Source organism: Pseudidiomarina aestuarii (genome assembly GCF_048263735.1).
In the GTDB taxonomy this organism is placed as follows: Bacteria; Pseudomonadota; Gammaproteobacteria; order Enterobacterales; family Alteromonadaceae; genus Pseudidiomarina; species Pseudidiomarina aestuarii_B.
Genome location: NZ_JBLXDX010000004.1, coordinates 220192 through 238008, shown reverse-complemented (window position 1 = coordinate 238008; position 17817 = coordinate 220192). Strand labels below are relative to the sequence as shown.

The following is a 17817-nucleotide window of genomic DNA, read 5'->3' as shown; positions in this document are numbered from 1 at the left end:
GAATAAATAACTTTTAGCTAACGGAGATTAAATGATGCCTTTCAGATTTGGATTAGAAGTTCGCAGTAATTGGCGTCTCGCAGAATTTTTTGTCTTCTTTATCGTTCTTTTATTCCTAATTTATTCATTAATGAAAGGGTTTACGATGAGTGAACAACACTTTTCTGGTTATATCTCTGATTACTACTGCCAACAGGACGGTAAATACCAAGCGAATTTTCACCATGTGATCGTGATTGATGAGCGCCGTTACAGTAAAACACTAAAATTGAATTGTGACGCAGTTTTGAACGTTGATTTACAAAAACCTGTTGAGCTGATTCTCACAAAGAGTACCTTTCTGAGTCTTTCTCAAGCTGGACTCGTTATTTTTCCGTACGATGAGCTTGCTGCTGATACTGAAAATGATTTATATGGACTAGCTTTTATCACTTTAATTGTAGCGCTCTTACTTATCTATCAAGGCACTCTTACCTTCGCCAAACGAACAACCATCAATAAAAAACTCTAAAAATTCGGAGTATCGCTCTGAGCAATTTTGTAACCTGTTGACCGCATACTCCCGGTGACTTTCATTGCAAATGATGAAACCTAGTCCGCAATCATCGTGAGGATAGAGAATCATTTCAGATTCTGGACTTGAGATGAAACCGTGATAGGACAATCCGCCCATTGAGGTTTGATAAAAGACAAAATCTTTTAGAATCGAATCTGAAATGGTCGACTCAAAATGAAACCCATCGCTTATATCGTCAGAAGACTCTAGCAAGATTACTCCACGATCAATCAACCGATTTCGAACTTCAACTTCATTCTGATTTAGTTGAAACATTTCTGCATCTACTTGTAAATCAGAATAAATCCTGAGAGAAGACACCAAAACCGGATGGGGAACAAAGAGATCTATTATCTCTATAAGCGCATTAATGCACCGCTCATCGCCCCAGCCAATTATAGAGTTACAAAACCCTAGAAAGCCGACAGAACTCGAATATGATTCTAAGTTGATGTTATCTTCGATTTGGGCGGCTACCGTATGCGTTTTATCAGACTTCATTCTTAAATCCTCTAAATCTCGCTCGCTTTCGTCACCAAATTGGTTCAACCAACCAGCATCGTGCCGGTCGCGACAAGGAATGGAATCGCAAATACGGTGAGAAGGATGACTAAAAAAATCAAATTCAGAACATAAACGGCATGCCAAGCTCTGTTGGCCAAGAGACTGCGTTCGTCATTTCGTTTATGGAATAAGAGAACTGAACTGATGCCGCCCGTTAGCAGGTAATAGAGAGATACAGGTATGGCTTGAATAAGAAATATTGGCAACGAAATACCAAATCCGATGGCCTCGTTATCGCCGGTGCTGACGTAAGCAGAAAACTCGAAAAGCGCGAATACAAATAGCGTTATGAAAAGAAGCCCCGACAATTGCCCAGCTTTTATGAATAAATCCATTTTCATTCAAAATCCTATCCACATTGCACTTAACGAGTTATCAGAGCTTTATCCACTGGCTTCGCTCACTGAAAAAGGAGCACGACCATTGCGAGTTCTGGTTGATTCCAGAACCCAGTCAGACTACCAGCGCCACTGAAACCCAAGTTTAAAGCTGGATTCTGTATCAAACTGGTCGTCTCCCGGAGTGTATACTTGATAACCAAGTCGCACCGCGGTTTGTGACGTTAATTCATAACGTACTCCAGCTTCATAACTCAATCCTACAGAGCTATTCGTATATGAATTAGAACTACTGTTTTTAGTTTCTAAATTGCTATAAGTCAGTCCCAATTGCCCATAAATGTCTAAATAGTCAGAAAGCGGAAAGTTTTTACCAAAATAGCCGGTAATACTGGTTTTCATGCTAATTTCACTACCACCAGCATTATCTTCGTTGATAGCGGTGCGCAACAACATGCCATACTCGTAGTTCGAGTCTGTCAGCCAACCCAACTGAAGGCCAACTGACTCGTACGAAAATTTATTCCCAGAGTTTAACTTAAGTTCAGATGTCGCAAATACAGGCTCAACATAAAAATCTTGTGCGCTGACGGCGAGAGTGAATAGGCTGGAAAAACAAAGCGAAGTGATGACTGCTATTTTTTGATACATGCTAAAAATCCATTTTAAGAAAACGATTTGAGAGAAGTACATGTGATGACTCTGTCACACGTCATAACTATACGTTTTTTTTAATTTAAATAAACAATAAATCATCATTTTCAACAATAAAAAAGCCCGTGCTGCTGAGGCAAACACGAGCTCTTCGAGACTGGTTAAATAAGCTGATTAATCTTCGACGACGAGATCGTCATCGTCACTACCACCACCGCTGATTTCGAATGCATCATCGGTATAGCGGCTGCGGCCATACATACTGCCCACTTTCGGACGATTAATGCGCGCCTGATATTTGGACCACGCTCGCTCGACCGGTGAGTCGGCTGCTTTTTCGCCACGAGCTACAGCAAGTAATGACTGCTCTTCAGCTGATTGCGGTTCTAGTTCGCCGCTCATCAATGCGGAAATCAGGCTGCCATGTTTAGCCAGCAAATCGCTTTCGCGAATTGAAAAATCTCCCGAACGGGCAAAGCCATACGGGTAATGTTTGAAGTCGTTAAACGGCTTTTTCATAATTTGATCACGGGTCATAGATGTCATGGTGTGCCCTTCCTTTCGACCAACAATATCAAGGAAAACATGGTGCAAATGCCGAACTGCAATTGACAGTGACGATATAGAGGTGAAATGAACGGCTGTCAATATATTTTTATTTTTTTTACAGTACTGGTCGAATGCTAGCCCGATCAAGTAGAGTGCAAAGTAAGAATCAAACAACACATAGGTTGAAGCAAATCATGAAATTATTTGCCATGTTGGGTGCTGTCACAATGGCGCTTGGTGTGATTTTGGGAGCATTTGGCTCACACGGTCTTAAGGACCGACTCAGCTCCGATATGTTGGCGGTTTACCAAACCGGTGTGCAGTATCAAATTTACCATGCGCTGGGGCTATTGTTGGTGGCCGCATTGATGGTGCCATATCCGAATGCCACAGGCTTGCGCACAGGTGGTTGGATTTTGCTGGCCGGTATCATTTTGTTTTCGGGTAGCCTGTATTTGTTGGCGTTAACTGGATGGCGCTTTTTCGGCCCGATTACACCGGTTGGTGGAGTCTGTTTTATCGTCGGCTGGTTATGGATTTTTTGGGCGATGCTCAAGGAGATGTAAGCGCTAGCACAAGCCCCATCACTCGCATATACTAGCGGCTTATTCACTACCGAGCTCATTCATGTTTTTGCTGATCGTTTTTGCTGTTGTTGCTATCGGTGTTTCGTTTATTTGTTCAATATTGGAAGCGGCATTGCTCTCCATCACACCGAGTTATGTTGCCCAGCTCAAATCTGAACGCCCGCGCTTACACCAGCGCTTACAAGCACTGAAAAATAATATCGACCGCCCTTTAGCGGCCATCCTCACGTTGAATACTGTTGCCCACACGGCCGGCGCCGCTGGTGTTGGTGCACAAGTGGGTGTCGTTTTTGGTGATGGCTATCTCGCCATTGCATCCGCCGTCATGACGATTCTTATTTTAGTGCTGTCAGAAATCGTTCCAAAAACCATCGGAGCGAAGTTTTGGCGCAGTTTAGCCCCATTTTTACCCGCAATTCTGAACTTCATGATTCTGTCGCTGCGGCCTTTCATTTGGTTGTCCGATAAATTGACCAAACAAATTGGTGGCGGTGAACCCGATATTGATGTGCGCTCCGAGATCAAAGCGCTGGCGACTCTGGGCAACGAACAAGACATTATTGATGCGGATGAACGTCGTGTCATTAGCAATATTTTGGACTTACACACTATTCGTGTACGTGACGTGATGACACCGAGAACGGTGTGCGAATCGGTGCGTCCTGATGAAACGATTAGTGAGTTCTTGTACCGCGTTAAATCGCTGCCTTATTCGCGTTTTCCGGTCATTGATGCAGATGAAGAGCCACATGGTCTCATTCTGCGTAATGAGGCGTTAGAGAGCGAATCTGATAAGCAGGTTTCTGAGTTAACTCGACCTATCGAAGTGGTTTCTGAGTATGTGGATGTCGAGACTGTCATGACGCAGTTCTTGCAAAGCCGTCAGCATATGGCTGTAGTGTACGATGAGCACGGCAGTTGGTTGGGTTTGCTGACATTAGAAGACATCATCGAGACTATTCTCGGCCAGCCCATTATGGATGAGACCGACACCATCCCGAGCTTGCGGCGTTATGCGCAGCAACGTTGGGGTAAGCGTCTTAAACCAGAGCCAACAAAAAACCCTGAGAGCTAAACGCTTTCAGGGTTTCAGTATTTGGAGCGAGAAACGAGATTCGAACTCGCGACCCCAACCTTGGCAAGGTTGTGCTCTACCAGCTGAGCTATTCTCGCAATGCTTACGTGAGGGCGAAATTGGAGCGAGAAACGAGATTCGAACTCGCGACCCCAACCTTGGCAAGGTTGTGCTCTACCAGCTGAGCTATTCTCGCATTCATTTCGCTGTCACTTTATGTAACGGAGGCGAATTTTACTGAATTCAGTGGGCTTTGCAACCGCTTTTTACGGTTATTGCGCTTGAGTGCTGAAAAAGTGGGCGCGGTAGTAGCGCAACTCTTCAATAGACTCACGAATATCCGCAAGTGCCGTATGCGCTCCCTGTTTTTTAATGCCAGCAGCCACTTCCGGTGCCCAATATTTCGCCAACTGTTTTACGGTACTGACGTCTAGATTGCGATAATGGAAGAAACGTTCCAGTTCCGGCATGTAACGAGCTAAAAAGCGCCGATCTTGGCAGATGCTATTGCCGCACATCGGCGAGCTACCAGGTGTGCACCACTGCGCCAAAAAGGCTAACGTCTCTTGCTCAGCTGCGGCATCATTGAGTTGGCTTGACTGTACCCGCTGCACCAGACCAGACGCGGTATGCGTGCGCACATTCCAGTCATCCATTTTGTCCAGATGGGCTTGTGGCTGGTGGACTGCGCGCACCGGACCTTCTGCCAGAACCGTTAAGTCATAATCGGTAATAATGGTCGCGATTTCGATAATGTGATCGTGATCTGGATCCAGACCCGTCATTTCCAAATCAATCCAAATGAGACGTTCGGCGCTTGCAGGCATAGCAAATTCCTTTCAGTTATCGGTCGAGCCGTTACAATTAAGTTCAGGCGCTATTGTGCTGAATAATGTATGATCCGATCCAGTGTTAAAAACCGCTTTTATTGCAACCATGTGATTCCGAGTGACCAAACAGCGACGATTAAATAAAGGGCAATTGCGCCGCGTGCGCGCCAATCAAACCAAACGGCTGCATCAAGCAGAGTTGGAACGTGATGTAGTGGATGCTACCACAGGTTCGGCTGAATCTGGGGTTGTCATCAGTCGTTTTGGTCAACAAGCCATTATTGCCAGCGAATCTGGTGAAACGGTACGTTGTCACATTCGCCGCACCGTCGAGTCACTGGTTTGTGGCGACGAAGTAGTCTGGCGCCGTTTAGCTCAGCAAGCTGAAGACAGTGTTGCAGCAGTTATTGAGGCAGTGCAGCCACGTCGTTCGTTATTGAGTCGGCCGGATTATTATGACGGCGTAAAGCCGGTTGCAGCCAATATTGATCAGATTTTGGTGGTCACCAGTGTACTACCCGCATTCTCGACGCAAATCATCGATCGCTACTTAGTTGCTTGCGAAGACATTGATATCGAGCCGGTCATTGTGCTGAACAAAGCCGATTTGTTGGCTGATATTGAACCCGAACTGTTGGAGCACATTACCGAAGCACTGGCGCTCTATAAACGAATCGGTTATCGCGTACTGCAAGTTAGCGCGAAAGCGCAACAGGGAATGTCTGAATTGCACCAATTGCTGCAGAATCAGGTCTCCATTGTGGTCGGGCAATCAGGTGTCGGTAAGTCGTCTTTAGTCAATGCGCTGTTGCCAGACATTGATGCCGAAGTGAACATCATTTCGGAGAACTCTGGCTTGGGCCAACATACCACAACGGTTGCAACACGTTATGTGTTACCGCAAGGTGGCGTTCTAATCGACTCGCCTGGCATTCGCGAATTCGCACTCTGGCATCTCGAGCCGGAGCGAGTCGCTTGGTGTTTTATCGATTTTCGCCCATTCTTAGGGTTATGTAAGTTTCGCGATTGTAAGCACATGGATGATCCAGGCTGTGCTCTACAAGAGGCCGTTGCAACAGGTGATCTCGCTGAAGCTCGGTTGTACAATTTCCATCGTATTATTGAATCGATGACGCTGAAGAAGCCGATTCGAGCTACATCTCGAGGTGATAAAACGTGAATTGGGATAAATTCAAAATCCAGTTGCAGTATGCGACACCGAAACATTTGTTGTCGCGACTGGTAGGTAAGTTTGCCGCAGCCCGAGCCGGCTGGTTCACGCAGCTATTTATCCGTTGGTTTATTAAACAATACCGTATCGATATGTCCGAAGCGGTTTACGAAAACCCGCGTGATTACAGCACCTTCAACGAGTTCTTCACGCGCTATTTGAAACCGGAACTGCGCCCTTTAGAAGCCGCCGCTGACGACCAATTTGCGCACCCAGTTGATGGGTCTGTGAGCCAATTGGGTGATATTGAGGACGGCCGTATCTTTCAAGCGAAAGGTCACGACTACAGCCTCACTGAATTACTTGGCGGTGATGTACGTGATGGTCATGCCTTCCGCGATGGTGACTTTGCGACTATTTATTTGGCGCCAAAAGATTACCATCGTCTGCACATGCCCTGCGACGGTGTGTTACGGAAAATGATTTATGTGCCGGGTGATTTGTTCTCAGTAAATCCGCTTACAGTAGCGAATGTGCCTAATTTATTTGCCCGTAACGAACGCGTTATCGCTATTTTCGAAGCTGATTTTGGTAAGTTCGCGATGGTGTTGGTGGGAGCGACTATTGTTGCCAGTATCGGCACTGTTTGGGCGGGTACTGTGACCCCACCAACCGGCCCGAATGTGCATAGTTGGGACTATCCAGCCAGTGGTGACCAAGCCATTAAGTTGCGCAAAGGCGAAGAAATGGGACACTTCAAACTCGGCTCTACTGTGGTCTTACTGTTCCCTGAAGACACCATCGAGTTTGCCGACGATCTCGAACCTGGCACCGTCACTCGCATGGGTGGTGTTCTCGGTAAGCGTGAGTCTGACGATTAAATGTTTATCGTCGCGCATCGCGGTGCCAGCTTTGAAGCGCCAGAAAATACCCTGGCAGCGTTTGGGCGGGCACTCGATGCGCAAGCTGATGGCATTGAAATAGATGTCTTCCCCATTCAAGACGACTGGATAGTCTTCCACGATCGTTACCTACAACGCCTTACGGCAAGTCCCGGTCGCCTGTTGGACTGCTCCTTAGCTGAACTCAAGCAAATGAAAGTGTTTAGTCAGCAATCGATTCCGACACTCAGTGAAGCACTCGAATTCATTAACGGACGCTGCACTGTCAACGTTGAGTTGAAAGGTGCAGACATTGCGCGTGGACTCACCAAGCATCTACGCCATGCCGTCGCCGCCTATAACTTCCAACCGGAACAATTGATTGTTTCAAGTTTCAACCATCATTGGTTACAACAACTCAAGCAAGACCACCCGGAGCAGCGTATTGGTGCATTAACCACCGCCTGTCCTCTCGCATATGCGCGTTTTGCCAGCGAGCTCGAGGCGTATTCAGTCCATATTGATGTTGATTTTGTCACCCCTGAATTTGTCGCAGATGCGCATGCTCGAGGGCTACTGGTTTGGGTATTTACGGTCGATGAACCTGAAGACATTCGCGATTTGAAGGCAATGGGAGTGGATGGTATTTTTACCAATCATCCGCGGCTTGCTCGTAATATTCTGGAGCAATTACCCGTCGCACCGCACGAAAGCCTGCGCGACGGGTAACTCAGCTATTTCGGATGTTTGAGTTCGAGCTCTGCTAGCTCTTGCGCCAATTGTTCAGGTGAGCCTGTGTTGCGCGCCAGCAATGAGTAGAGTGACGGAATGACGAAGATCGTCAAGAATGCTGACAATGCCACCCCGCAGAATATGACCAAGCCTATAACCATGCGACTCTCTGAACCAGGCCCGCTACCCAATATCAGTGGCATTGCGCTCATCAAGGTGGTAAATGCCGTCATAATAATCGGTCGCAGCCGCTGCTGAGCCGCGCGAACTACTGCATCATCAAAATCAATGCCTTGGTCACGTAACTGATTCGCAAACTCAACGATCAAAATACCGTTCTTAGCGGCTAGACCTATCAACATCACGATACCAATTTGGCTATAGATATTGAGACTTTGGTCAAACACATACAGACCAATAACAGCCCCCAAGAAAGCCAATGGCACCATCAGCATAATCACCAATGGATGAATAAAGCTCTCAAATTGAGCCGCCAACACTAAGTACGCTATGAGCAAGGCAAGAATAAATACGAAGATGACCGAGCTACCACTCTCTTTATAGAGCTGTGACTCACCTTTGTAGTCAATTGAGACATCATCAGGAAGCTTCTCCGCAACGATATTCTCTAAGTAAGCCAGCGCCTCGCCAATTGGATAGCCTTCAGCAAGGTTGGCCTCAATGGTAATACTCCGCATGCGATTGTAGCGGTTCAAACGAGCCGAGGTCGCCTGCTCTTCAATCGTCACGAGGTTAGATAGCGGGATCAGCTCTTGGGTAGCCTGTGAGCGCACATAGATGTTATCAATGGCGCCAGGACTGCGGTAATCCGAGCGTTCACCTTCCAAAATAACATCGTATTCTTCGCCGCGATCCAAATAAGTCGTCGCGCGACGTTGTCCTAACATCGTCTCTAAGGTACGTCCGATATCGCCGACCGACACGCCGAGATCAGAGGCTCGTTCTTGGTCGATACGAATCAATAACTGCGGCAAGGTTTGTTTGAAATCACTGTCTAGATCGAGCAGGTTCGGATTTTTACTAGCTTCCTCGATAACCACATCTCGATAAGCCGCGAGCTGCTCGTAGGTGTTTCCTTGCAGCACAAACTGCACCGGACGACCATTACCGCCGCTAATACCGCTGCGCATAAAGCCAAAGGCTCGAACACCGGTCACGTCGTTTAACTTCTTAGATACTTCATCCATTAAGTCGAACGTCGACCAATCACGCTGATCAAAAGGTACTGCACCAACAATCGCCATACCTGCAGAGTCACCCCAACCTGGTGCTCGGATAATTAAGCGGTCGATTTTTCCTTCATCGATATAAGGCAGTAAAATTTGTTCGATTTCACTCATATGAGCGGAGTTTGATTCAAAACTTGAGCCTTCCGCGCCACGCACCATCACAAAGAAGGTACCGCGATCTTCTGGCGGCACAAATTCTTGCGGGATGAGTTTGACTAGGCCGAACGATAACGCACTGGCAGCAACAATCAGCAATACTGCCATGCTTGGGAATGCCAACGTACGCTTCAGCACGCGGACGTAACCAGCTTCGACCCATTTGAACACGCGATCGATGTTGCGACCCAATGCACTCGAACGCTCACGCTTCTTCAGAATTTTCGAGCTGAGCATGGGCGATAAGGTGAGCGCCGCGATACTGGAGAAGAACACAGCCGCCGCAATAGCGAGCGCAAACTCCGTGAAGAGCTGTCCAATATTACCATCCAAAAACGCTAACGGGACGAATACCGAGATCAAGACAAGTGTGGTCGCGACTACGGCAAAACCTACTTCGCGGGCACCGCGATACGCTGCAAGGAGCGGCGGCTCACCTTCCTCGACCCTTCGATAGATGTTCTCCAACACTACGATGGAGTCATCCACCACCAAACCAATGGCGAGTACCAACGCGAGCAATGTCAGTAAGTTGATCGAGAAGCCCATGGCAAACAAAGCAATATAGGATGCGATGATAGCGACCGGTACCGTGAGCGTTGGAATTAACGTAGCTCGAACATTCCCGAGGAATAGATAGATCACCACAATAACGAGACCGATCGCGATTCCCAGTGTGTTGTAGACCTCGTCAATGGAGCCTTTGATGAATATCGACGAGTCATAACTCGGCACGATAAACATAGTTTCCGGTAACGTTTCTTCGATCAAACCTATCGCGTTTTGAACATTCTCAACAACATCGAGCGTATTCGCTTTCGATTGCTTGATAATGCCGATACCAATCATGTTGATACCGTTGCCACGGAAATCGGTTTTGTCGTTTTCGGCGTCCATTTCGACGCGCGCTATTTCCCCTAGACGAACGAGTTGCCCGGTGTCACCGCGAGCGATACTCAGTCGCCGGAAGTCATTCGGTGTTAAGTAGGTTCGCGCCACTCGAACGGAGAACTCGCGGTCAACCGACTCGACCTCACCTGCAGGTAATTCCACATTTTCTGAGCGGAGTTTATTTTCAACGTCAGTAACAGTGATGTTCCGAGCCGCCATCGCGTCACGGTCGAGCCAGATTCGCATCGCGTAGCGGCGTTCACCGCCGAGGTTCACACGTGCCACACCGTCCACAACAGAGAGACGATCGACAATGTAACGATCGGCATAATCGGTGAGTTCGAGTACCGTCATACTCTCACTGCGCAGGTTGTACCACACCACGGTACTCTCGTCGGAGTTCGCCTTGGAGACTTCCGGTGGATCGACTTGCTCAGGAAGATTATCGAGCACTCGTGACACGCGATCACGAACGTCATTGGCTGCAGCATCGATGTCGCGATTGAGGGTAAACTCGATATTAATACTCGAACGACCGTTGCGGCTGCTCGAATTAATATTTTTAATACCCTCGATACCACTGATGCGATCTTCAATGATTTGGGTAATTTGCGTTTCGACAATTTCCGCCGACGCACCGTTGTAGTCCGTATCGATAGACACTACAGGTGGATCAATATCGGGGTATTCACGCAATGGCAGCATTGTGAAACACACAATACCGAAAACAATCAGTAGGATATTAACGACTGAAGCAAAGACCGGACGTTTGACCGAAACATCAGAGAGAAACATGGCTTAGCCCTCCCGCACAGTTACAGTAACGCCGTCGCGTAGCCGCACAATTCCCTCTGTGACGATTTGTTGGCCGGGTTGAATACCGCCTAACACCTCAACAATGCCAGGTTTCCTACGGCCAATTGTCACCTCAGTTTGCGTGGCGATATTGTCATCTCCGACCACATAAACGTAGTGACGGTCCTGCATCGGAACGATCGCCTTCTCAGGAACAATAATAGTTTCGTCGACACTGCGCAGTAGGCTTACACGCAGCAGCATACCGGGCCGCAATTTAATGGTTTCATTTGGGATAAGTGCGCGAACTAAAATAGAACGCGTAAGCGGATCGACACGAGAGTCGATGCCACGAATTTCTCCGGTAAACTCCTCGCCAGGATAGGCGCCACTGCGGGCTGCAACTGTTTGTCCAACTTGGATGCTAGCGAAAAATAATTCAGGGACATTAAAATCTAATTTAATTGGCGTGATGTCATCAAGCGTGGTGATTTCTTGTCCTGGCGATACCAACGAGCCTACGCTGACATTACGAATCCCTAAACGGCCGCCGAAAGGCGCTGTGATACGTTTCTGAGCTAATTGTGTTTCTGCCACTTCGAGTGCAGCAATGGTCTCTTTAACCAAGACATCTTGTGCTTCAAGCTGTTGTTGTGATGCCGCATTGGACCGAGATAAATCAAGTATACGTTGGTACTGCCGATTCGCCTCAGCAAGACGAAACTTGAGTTCTTGTACCCGTGCAGTTTCTTCCCGTGAGTCCAGTTCTACTAATAACTGACCAGCCTCAACTACCTCACCATCGTCAAAATAAACGGCAGTCACGATATCTTGGGCTTGTGCTGTTACTACAATAGATTCGTTAGCTTGCGCGGTACCTAAAGCTTCAATGGTATCGCGGTACTCACTCATTTGAACGGCTTGGACACGCACTGGAACTGCTTCTTGTGGGCGTTCTTCTTCAATCGCTGGCTCGTGAATCAAAAGCAAATAGGCTGCTGCGGCGGCAATGATGACAGCAAAGATGGTCACTGGATTGAAGAGGTTCCGTTTCGACATATAATCCTCGGTTACTGCGCTGTAGGCTTGGGTGAGAATAAACTAGGTTTATTGTAACGCAGCATGCACCAAGGGCAGCCCCGCTTAACGCTCATTAAACGGGGTTTACCGCAAATAAGGATCAACGGTGGTAGGCAGGACTCAATTTATGGACCGCTTCAATAAATGCACCCGCATGATCAGGGTTCACTTCAGGATGAATTCCATGCCCTAAGTTAAAGACATGACCGTGTCCTTTGCCATAACTCGCTAGAATGGTGGCGACTTCTTTTTCAATGCGTTGTGGTGATGCGTACAACACGCTCGGATCCATGTTTCCTTGCAATGCTACTTGGTCTTGAACCAACTGCCGCGCGGCGCCCATATCTGTGGTCCAATCGACACCCAGAGCATCACAGCCGGTTGCTGCCATATCCGCCAGCCAAGCGCCACCACCTTTGGTAAACAACGTGACAGGTACGGCACGGCCATCAGCATGACGCGTTAAACCAGCCACAATTTTCTTCATGTAGGCGAGGCTAAACTCACGATAATCGCGCGGACTAAGTACGCCACCCCAAGTATCAAATACCATCACGGCTTGCGCACCCGCAGCAATTTGCGCATTCAAATACAGGATGACTGAATCAGCGAGCTTATCGAGCAATAAGTGCATGGTTTTTGGTTCGGCAAATAGCATCTTTTTCACGACACTAAAATTCTTGGTGCTACCACCCTCGACCATGTATGTCGCGAGCGTCCACGGACTGCCAGAAAATCCGATCAGTGGCACTTTGCCACCGAGTTCGTGGCGGATAGTACGCACAGCATCAGTGACATAACGAAGCTCTTGCTCTGGGTCTGGTATGCCCAGATTTTCGACCGCGCGGTGGTCACGCAAAGGTCGTTCGAAGCGCGGGCCTTCGCCTGCTTCAAAATACAAACCTAAGCCCATCGCATCGGGAATCGTTAAGATATCTGAGAATAGAATCGCGGCATCAAGAGGGAAACGGCGTAGCGGTTGCATGGTCACTTCACAGGCCAACTCTGCATTCTTGCACAGGCTCATAAAGTCACCAGCATGCGCCCGGGTAGCCTTGTATTCTGGCAAATAACGTCCAGCCTGGCGCATCATCCAAATAGGCGTGCGTTCGGTCGGCTCGCGCATCAAAGCACGCAGATAGACATCATTCTGTAGGGCTGGTTTGCTTAAGCTCATGCTAAATCTCGTCTCGTCGCTGAATGGCGCGCATTCTATCAATCTTCGCCGGTGGTTTCCTGCTCAATTTTCCGTTTGAGGGAATCGATTAACTTATACGCGATGGTTCCTTGCGGTGGCACCCGCGGTAACGCATCAATCGGAAACCAATCGCCCTCTTCCAATTCGAATGGATCGAGGTGAATTTCACCTGCTTCCCACTCAGCGATAAACCCTATCATCAATGAGTGTGGGAAGGGCCACGACTGACTGGCAATGTATTCGATGTTGTTAATTTCCACACCTGCTTCTTCCATCACTTCTCGAGCGAGTGTTTGCTCCAGCGTTTCACCCGATTCGACAAAACCGGCGAGAACTGAAAACAATCCCTCTGGGTGACGCTTGCCGCGTGCGAGAAGTACTTGGTTGCCTTTTCGAATGGCAACAATAATGCACGGTGAAATGCGCGGGTAGCAACGATGCTGGCAACTGTGGCAATGCATCGCTAATTCCCAATCGACCGCTTGCATACGCGTACCACAACGACCACAAAATCTATGGGTCAGGAGAAACTCGTTGAATTGCTTGGCGCGAGCAGCTACTGCAAATAACTCTTCATCACCTTGTAGCAGTATGTCGCGAACGTTGCCAAATTCGCCCAGTTCAGCAAATTGCGTATCGCCGTAGTCGGCCAAAATCAGGTAACAGTTCCGCTCCCGAAGTTCGCCAAGGTAGACCACTTTATAATCACTCAGGTCCGGCATCGGAATTTGATTCAAGATGCCGTGTGGAGGTAAAGATTCGCCTCGTTCGAGGATGATCTCGCCGCCTGCCACTATGAACCACCACGCGGGTTCGTCGGCAGCTGGGCGTTGATACGGTTTATTCATCTGATTCGACTCACAGGTACATGCTCTTTTACGATTATTCTGAGCGAAAACGGTTGACGATAGCTTAGCATCATCAGTATGTTGAACACTATGTTCTGACAGGAGAATCGAATGCTAGAAAGGAACGAGCAAGCAAAGCAACGCTGGGGTGGTGCTCATAAATCAATCGACACCTGGCTGCATGCACGTCAAGACTTGCTAATTGAATACTTTAAGTTAGCGGGCTTACCGCCATACGAGCGAGAGAGTCAGGCATTGCCTGCGCTAGCGGACGTGCGTAATTTTTGCGGCATGCTCATGGATTATATTTCTGCCGGACACTTTGAAATCTACGACCAGATTATTGAGTCAACCGATAAAGCGCCGCAAAGTACGCGTGATATTGCCAACGAACTGTTTCCATTAATCAGCGACACGACGGAAATAGCGCTCGACTTCAATGATCGTTACAGCGAACGCGATGAACGGTCCGATCTGAAGAATTTTGATCGTGAGTTGTCATCGCTGGGCGAAGCGTTAGAGTTACGCATGGAGTTTGAAGATCGTTTATTGGCGGCTCTTGATCAGCATGAATTGCTGGTCGTCGATAACCAATCGTAACAGCCATAGAAAGCCAATAAAAAACCAGCTCAGTGAGCTGGTTTTTTATTTTCTGGGTAACTGATTAGTTACCTTCTGATTGAACTTCGGCAGCTGGCATTTCAGCTTCTTCTTGTTCAACAATATCCAACAACTCCACTTCAAAAATGAGTGTTGAGTTTGGTGGAATCATGCCACCACCAACTTCGCGCTCACCGTAAGCTAAGTTCGCTGGGATCACGAAGCGATACTTGGAGCCAACACCCATCAACTGAACGCCTTCGGTCCAGCCCGCAATCACACGATTCAGTGGGAAAACAGCGGGTTCGCCGCGCTCGAATGAGCTGTCAAATACTTCGCCGTCAATCAGCGTGCCTTCGTAGTGAACTTCGACAATGTCGGTTGCTACTGGTTTTGGAGCATCGTCTGGCGCAGCACTGATGACTTCATATTGCAGGCCTGATTCAGTAACCATCACGCCTTCTTTTTTGGCGTTTTCAGCAAGGTATGCTTCGCCTTCGGCTTGTGCTTTGCCGCCAATCACTTGCTGACGTTGCTCGACAACCATTTCTTGCATTTGCGTCAACAGAGCTTCGGCATCTTCTTGGCTGATTTTTGATTCAGCTTTCAATGAGTCGACAAAGCCTGCAATAACTAACTGACGATCTAAAACGAATTCAGCTTCTTCTTGGTTTGTTAAATTGGTCGCGACAAAAGTACCTACGGATGAACCCAACGCATAGGCCATGCGGTCGCGTTCTTCGGTCGGTTCTACTTCGCTAACTGGATAAGGTTCTGGTTTACTACAGCCAACAATTGCCACTGCTAAAGCAGTCAGAACAAATGGCTTAACTAATTGCTTCATGTACATCTCCATCATTGAATTCTGTATGAGAGTAGGTTGTAATTCGCTGCGGTCACTATACTACACATAAAGAAGGGTGTTTGCCTATGGCAGCTCAAAAAGAAGACGAGTTTAACGAGAGACTTACACAACTGGAAAGTCAGCTAGCGTTTCAGGAAGATGAAATTGCCTCATTGAACCAACTCGTCACCAGTCACAACGATGAGTTGCAAATGTTGCAGCGTAAAATGGCGTTGCTGATAGAGAAATTTCAGCAAATTCAAGAACGTGGTAATGATGATTCGCAAGACCCTGCCGCGGAGATTCCACCGCACTATTGATCAAAAGCGACTGAGCCCGTATAACATGTAGTCCACTTTTCGGAGGATTCATGTCGCAACAACATCCAATCATCGCTGTAACGGGCTCATCTGGGGCAGGTACAACGACGACCAGTCAGGCACTGCGACACATTTTTCGCACGCAAAATTTGCAAGCTGCATTCGTTGAAGGTGACAGCTTTCATCGCTATTCGCGGCCGGAAATGGAATTAGCGATTCGGAGAGCTCAAGAGCAAGGCAAGCACATCAGTTATTTTGGCCCTGAAGCGAATAACTTTAATCGACTGGAATCGTTATTCCGCGAGTACAGTGAAACGGGCATGGGCCAAACTCGCCGTTATTTGCATAACTTTGATGATGCAGTTCCTTATCATCAAATGCCTGGCACCTTTACTCCTTGGGAAGACCTACCAAGCGATACCGATCTACTCTTCTATGAAGGCTTGCATGGCGGCGTAACGGGCGATGACTATGACGTTGCCCAATATGTCGACTTGTTGATTGGCATGGTGCCCATCGTCAACTTAGAGTGGATTCAAAAGTTGATGCGTGACACCTCCGAAAGAGGTCATTCTCGTGAAGCCGTAACACAAAGTATTGTGCGCAGTATGGAAGACTACATTCATCATATCGTGCCGCAATTCTCACGTACCCACATCAACTTTCAACGTGTGCCAACCGTGGATACCTCGAATCCATTTAGCGCAAAAGATATTCCGTCATTGGATGAGAGCTTTGTCGTCATTCGCTTTCGCGGCATGCGCCACGTCGACTTCCCCTACTATTTGCAGATGATTGACGGTTCATTCATGTCTCGCATGAATACCTTAGTCGTGCCCGGTGGGAAAATGGTATTCGCTATGGAATTGATACTGGCGCCGCTGATTGACGACCTCATGTCAAAGAAACGTCACGGCGGCGAACTCGACTGGATCTGCCGCTAACTTCAAGTGAATAGTAAATAGGGAATAGGGAATAGAACTACAAAAAGGACACTATCTGAGCTCTTTTTAGGCTCTGCTGTTCACTGTTTACCTTTCACTATTCACTTTCAGAAAGCCATTGAGTTTGTGCTTGCGCGCCGCGGTCTTGAGCTAGCAGTGGGCGTAGAAACTCAAGTAAGGCTGGAGCTTGTTGGGTCAGTCCGTACGGTGGATTGATGAACAACATCCCGCACCCATTCAGCTTAGTGTTGTCGAGCGGCTCACGGATCAGTAAATCAACCGCATACACTTTGTCTGCTTGTGGCAAGGCCAAGACCCGTTGATGAAATTCACCGATGGTGAGTGGATCTTTGATGGGATACCACACTGCGTAAACACCCGTACTCCAGCGTTTCAGTGCCGCTTGCAAGGCCTTGATGACTTGGTCGAATTCATCGCGCTGTTCAAAAGGTGGGTCAATCAATACCATGCCACGTTTTTGTGGCGGCGGTAACAACGCCTTCATGGCAGCGTAGCCATTTTCTTGCTGCAACACTTTTACTTGCCGTTGCCGCCGAAAATTGACCGCAAGCTCCATCGCATCCAGTGGGTGCAATTCACATAATGTCAGCTGATCTTGCTCGCGCAAATGCGCTTGTGTCAGCCACGGTGAGCCCGGGTACCAGCGCATACTATCGCCGTCATTTAATGAACGCACTGCTGCCACATATCCCGCTAGTGCTTCAGGAACCTCAGACACTTGTAACAAGCGACCGATGCCCTGTTCCCACTCTGCGGTTTTCTGGGCTTGTTCACCGGTCAAATCGTACATGCCGATGCCTGCATGGGTATCCAACACAAACATCGGTTTATCTTTTTGCGTAAGGTAGTCTAAACACACCCATTGCAAAGCATGTTTCAAAACGTCAGCAAAATTGCCTGCATGGTAGCTATGACGGTAGTTCATGAGGTTCG

General features: G+C 48.0%; 20 protein-coding genes and 2 tRNA genes. 9 read left to right on the top strand and 13 right to left on the bottom strand.

Annotated elements, in window-relative coordinates:
• Positions 1–31 precede the first annotated feature (31 nt).
• The gene (locus ACN0S4_RS10760) at positions 32–511 is read left to right on the top strand and encodes a hypothetical protein (RefSeq protein WP_417657675.1); all 480 of its coding nucleotides are present in this window, start codon (positions 32–34) and stop codon (positions 509–511) included.
• Here ACN0S4_RS10760 and ACN0S4_RS10755 read toward each other — a convergent pair.
• From ACN0S4_RS10755 to maoP, 4 genes are all read right to left on the bottom strand, one after another.
• A complete protein-coding gene (locus ACN0S4_RS10755) occupies positions 449–1057 on the bottom strand; it encodes a hypothetical protein (RefSeq protein ID WP_417657674.1) in 609 nt (202 codons plus the stop codon). The genes ACN0S4_RS10760 and ACN0S4_RS10755 overlap by 63 nt on opposite strands.
• A gap of 44 nt (positions 1058–1101) precedes the next feature.
• Entirely contained in the window at positions 1102–1461 is a 360-nt protein-coding gene (locus ACN0S4_RS10750) for a hypothetical protein (RefSeq protein WP_417657673.1), read from the bottom strand.
• A gap of 117 nt (positions 1462–1578) precedes the next feature.
• A complete protein-coding gene (locus ACN0S4_RS10745) occupies positions 1579–2109 on the bottom strand; it encodes an outer membrane beta-barrel protein (RefSeq protein ID WP_417657672.1) in 531 nt (176 codons plus the stop codon).
• A 177-nt stretch (positions 2110–2286) separates the two neighbouring features.
• A complete protein-coding gene (gene maoP / locus ACN0S4_RS10740; protein ID WP_169931318.1) occupies positions 2287–2658 on the bottom strand; it encodes a DUF413 domain-containing protein in 372 nt (123 codons plus the stop codon).
• Positions 2659–2855: 197 nt separating this feature from the next.
• On the opposite strand from maoP, the gene ACN0S4_RS10735 reads away from it, so the two are divergent.
• Entirely contained in the window at positions 2856–3227 is a 372-nt protein-coding gene (locus ACN0S4_RS10735) for a DUF423 domain-containing protein (protein WP_417657671.1), read from the top strand.
• A gap of 61 nt (positions 3228–3288) precedes the next feature.
• Positions 3289–4323 (top strand): CNNM domain-containing protein, encoded by a 1035-nt coding sequence (locus ACN0S4_RS10730; protein WP_417657670.1) that lies wholly within the window; start codon positions 3289–3291, stop codon positions 4321–4323.
• 22 nt (positions 4324–4345) lie between these two features.
• Here ACN0S4_RS10730 and ACN0S4_RS10725 read toward each other — a convergent pair.
• The 3 genes from ACN0S4_RS10725 to orn all read right to left on the bottom strand — a co-directional run bounded on the left by ACN0S4_RS10725 (position 4346) and on the right by orn (position 5150).
• Positions 4346–4421 (bottom strand) — tRNA-Gly (locus tag ACN0S4_RS10725).
• 22 nt (positions 4422–4443) lie between these two features.
• Positions 4444–4519: transfer RNA gene (locus tag ACN0S4_RS10720), tRNA-Gly, on the bottom strand.
• Between the two features lie 76 nt (positions 4520–4595).
• Positions 4596–5150: an oligoribonuclease gene (orn, locus tag ACN0S4_RS10715; RefSeq protein WP_417657669.1), complete on the bottom strand. Its 555-nt coding sequence runs from the start codon at positions 5148–5150 to the stop codon at positions 4596–4598.
• Positions 5151–5271: 121 nt separating this feature from the next.
• On the opposite strand from orn, the gene rsgA reads away from it, so the two are divergent.
• Genes rsgA through ACN0S4_RS10700 form a run of 3 tightly spaced genes read left to right on the top strand, consistent with a single transcriptional unit; the run spans position 5272 to position 7934 of the window.
• On the top strand, positions 5272–6333 hold the full coding sequence (rsgA, locus tag ACN0S4_RS10710; RefSeq protein ID WP_417657668.1) for a small ribosomal subunit biogenesis GTPase RsgA: 1062 nt from the start codon (positions 5272–5274) through the stop codon (positions 6331–6333).
• Positions 6330–7205 (top strand): archaetidylserine decarboxylase, encoded by an 876-nt coding sequence (asd, locus tag ACN0S4_RS10705; RefSeq protein WP_417657667.1) that lies wholly within the window; start codon positions 6330–6332, stop codon positions 7203–7205. The genes rsgA and asd overlap by 4 nt, the downstream gene beginning before the upstream one ends.
• A complete protein-coding gene (locus tag ACN0S4_RS10700; protein WP_417657666.1) occupies positions 7206–7934 on the top strand; it encodes a glycerophosphodiester phosphodiesterase in 729 nt (242 codons plus the stop codon).
• A gap of 5 nt (positions 7935–7939) precedes the next feature.
• Here ACN0S4_RS10700 and ACN0S4_RS10695 read toward each other — a convergent pair whose 3' ends face one another.
• From ACN0S4_RS10695 to nudC, 4 genes are all read right to left on the bottom strand, one after another.
• Positions 7940–11029 carry an efflux RND transporter permease subunit gene (locus ACN0S4_RS10695; RefSeq protein WP_417657665.1) on the bottom strand — a complete coding sequence of 1030 codons (3090 nt, stop codon included), beginning with the start codon at positions 11027–11029 and terminating at the stop codon, positions 7940–7942.
• 3 nt (positions 11030–11032) lie between these two features.
• Positions 11033–12088 (bottom strand): efflux RND transporter periplasmic adaptor subunit, encoded by a 1056-nt coding sequence (locus ACN0S4_RS10690; RefSeq protein WP_417657664.1) that lies wholly within the window; start codon positions 12086–12088, stop codon positions 11033–11035.
• A 121-nt stretch (positions 12089–12209) separates the two neighbouring features.
• Positions 12210–13286: a uroporphyrinogen decarboxylase gene (gene hemE / locus ACN0S4_RS10685; protein WP_417657663.1), complete on the bottom strand. Its 1077-nt coding sequence runs from the start codon at positions 13284–13286 to the stop codon at positions 12210–12212.
• 38 nt (positions 13287–13324) lie between these two features.
• A complete protein-coding gene (gene nudC / locus ACN0S4_RS10680) occupies positions 13325–14155 on the bottom strand; it encodes an NAD(+) diphosphatase (protein WP_417657662.1) in 831 nt (276 codons plus the stop codon).
• Positions 14156–14266: 111 nt separating this feature from the next.
• Here nudC and rsd point away from each other — a divergent pair, with 111 nt between their 5' ends.
• Positions 14267–14755: a sigma D regulator gene (gene rsd / locus ACN0S4_RS10675; RefSeq protein WP_417657661.1), complete on the top strand. Its 489-nt coding sequence runs from the start codon at positions 14267–14269 to the stop codon at positions 14753–14755.
• Positions 14756–14819: 64 nt separating this feature from the next.
• Here the strand turns inward: rsd and ACN0S4_RS10670 are convergent, their stop codons facing one another.
• Positions 14820–15599, bottom strand: coding sequence for an FKBP-type peptidyl-prolyl cis-trans isomerase (locus ACN0S4_RS10670; RefSeq protein ID WP_417657660.1), 780 nt, complete (start codon positions 15597–15599; stop codon positions 14820–14822).
• 86 nt (positions 15600–15685) lie between these two features.
• Between ACN0S4_RS10670 and ACN0S4_RS10665 the strand changes: the two genes are divergently transcribed.
• Both ACN0S4_RS10665 and ACN0S4_RS10660 read left to right on the top strand, forming a co-directional pair.
• On the top strand, positions 15686–15919 hold the full coding sequence (locus ACN0S4_RS10665) for a SlyX family protein (protein ID WP_417657659.1): 234 nt from the start codon (positions 15686–15688) through the stop codon (positions 15917–15919).
• Positions 15920–15969: 50 nt separating this feature from the next.
• Positions 15970–16863, top strand: coding sequence for a phosphoribulokinase (locus ACN0S4_RS10660; RefSeq protein WP_417657658.1), 894 nt, complete (start codon positions 15970–15972; stop codon positions 16861–16863).
• Between the two features lie 97 nt (positions 16864–16960).
• Here the strand turns inward: ACN0S4_RS10660 and ACN0S4_RS10655 are convergent, their stop codons facing one another.
• Positions 16961–17809, bottom strand: coding sequence for a 23S rRNA (adenine(2030)-N(6))-methyltransferase RlmJ (locus ACN0S4_RS10655; protein ID WP_417657657.1), 849 nt, complete (start codon positions 17807–17809; stop codon positions 16961–16963).
• Between the last annotated feature and the right edge of the window lie 8 nt (positions 17810–17817).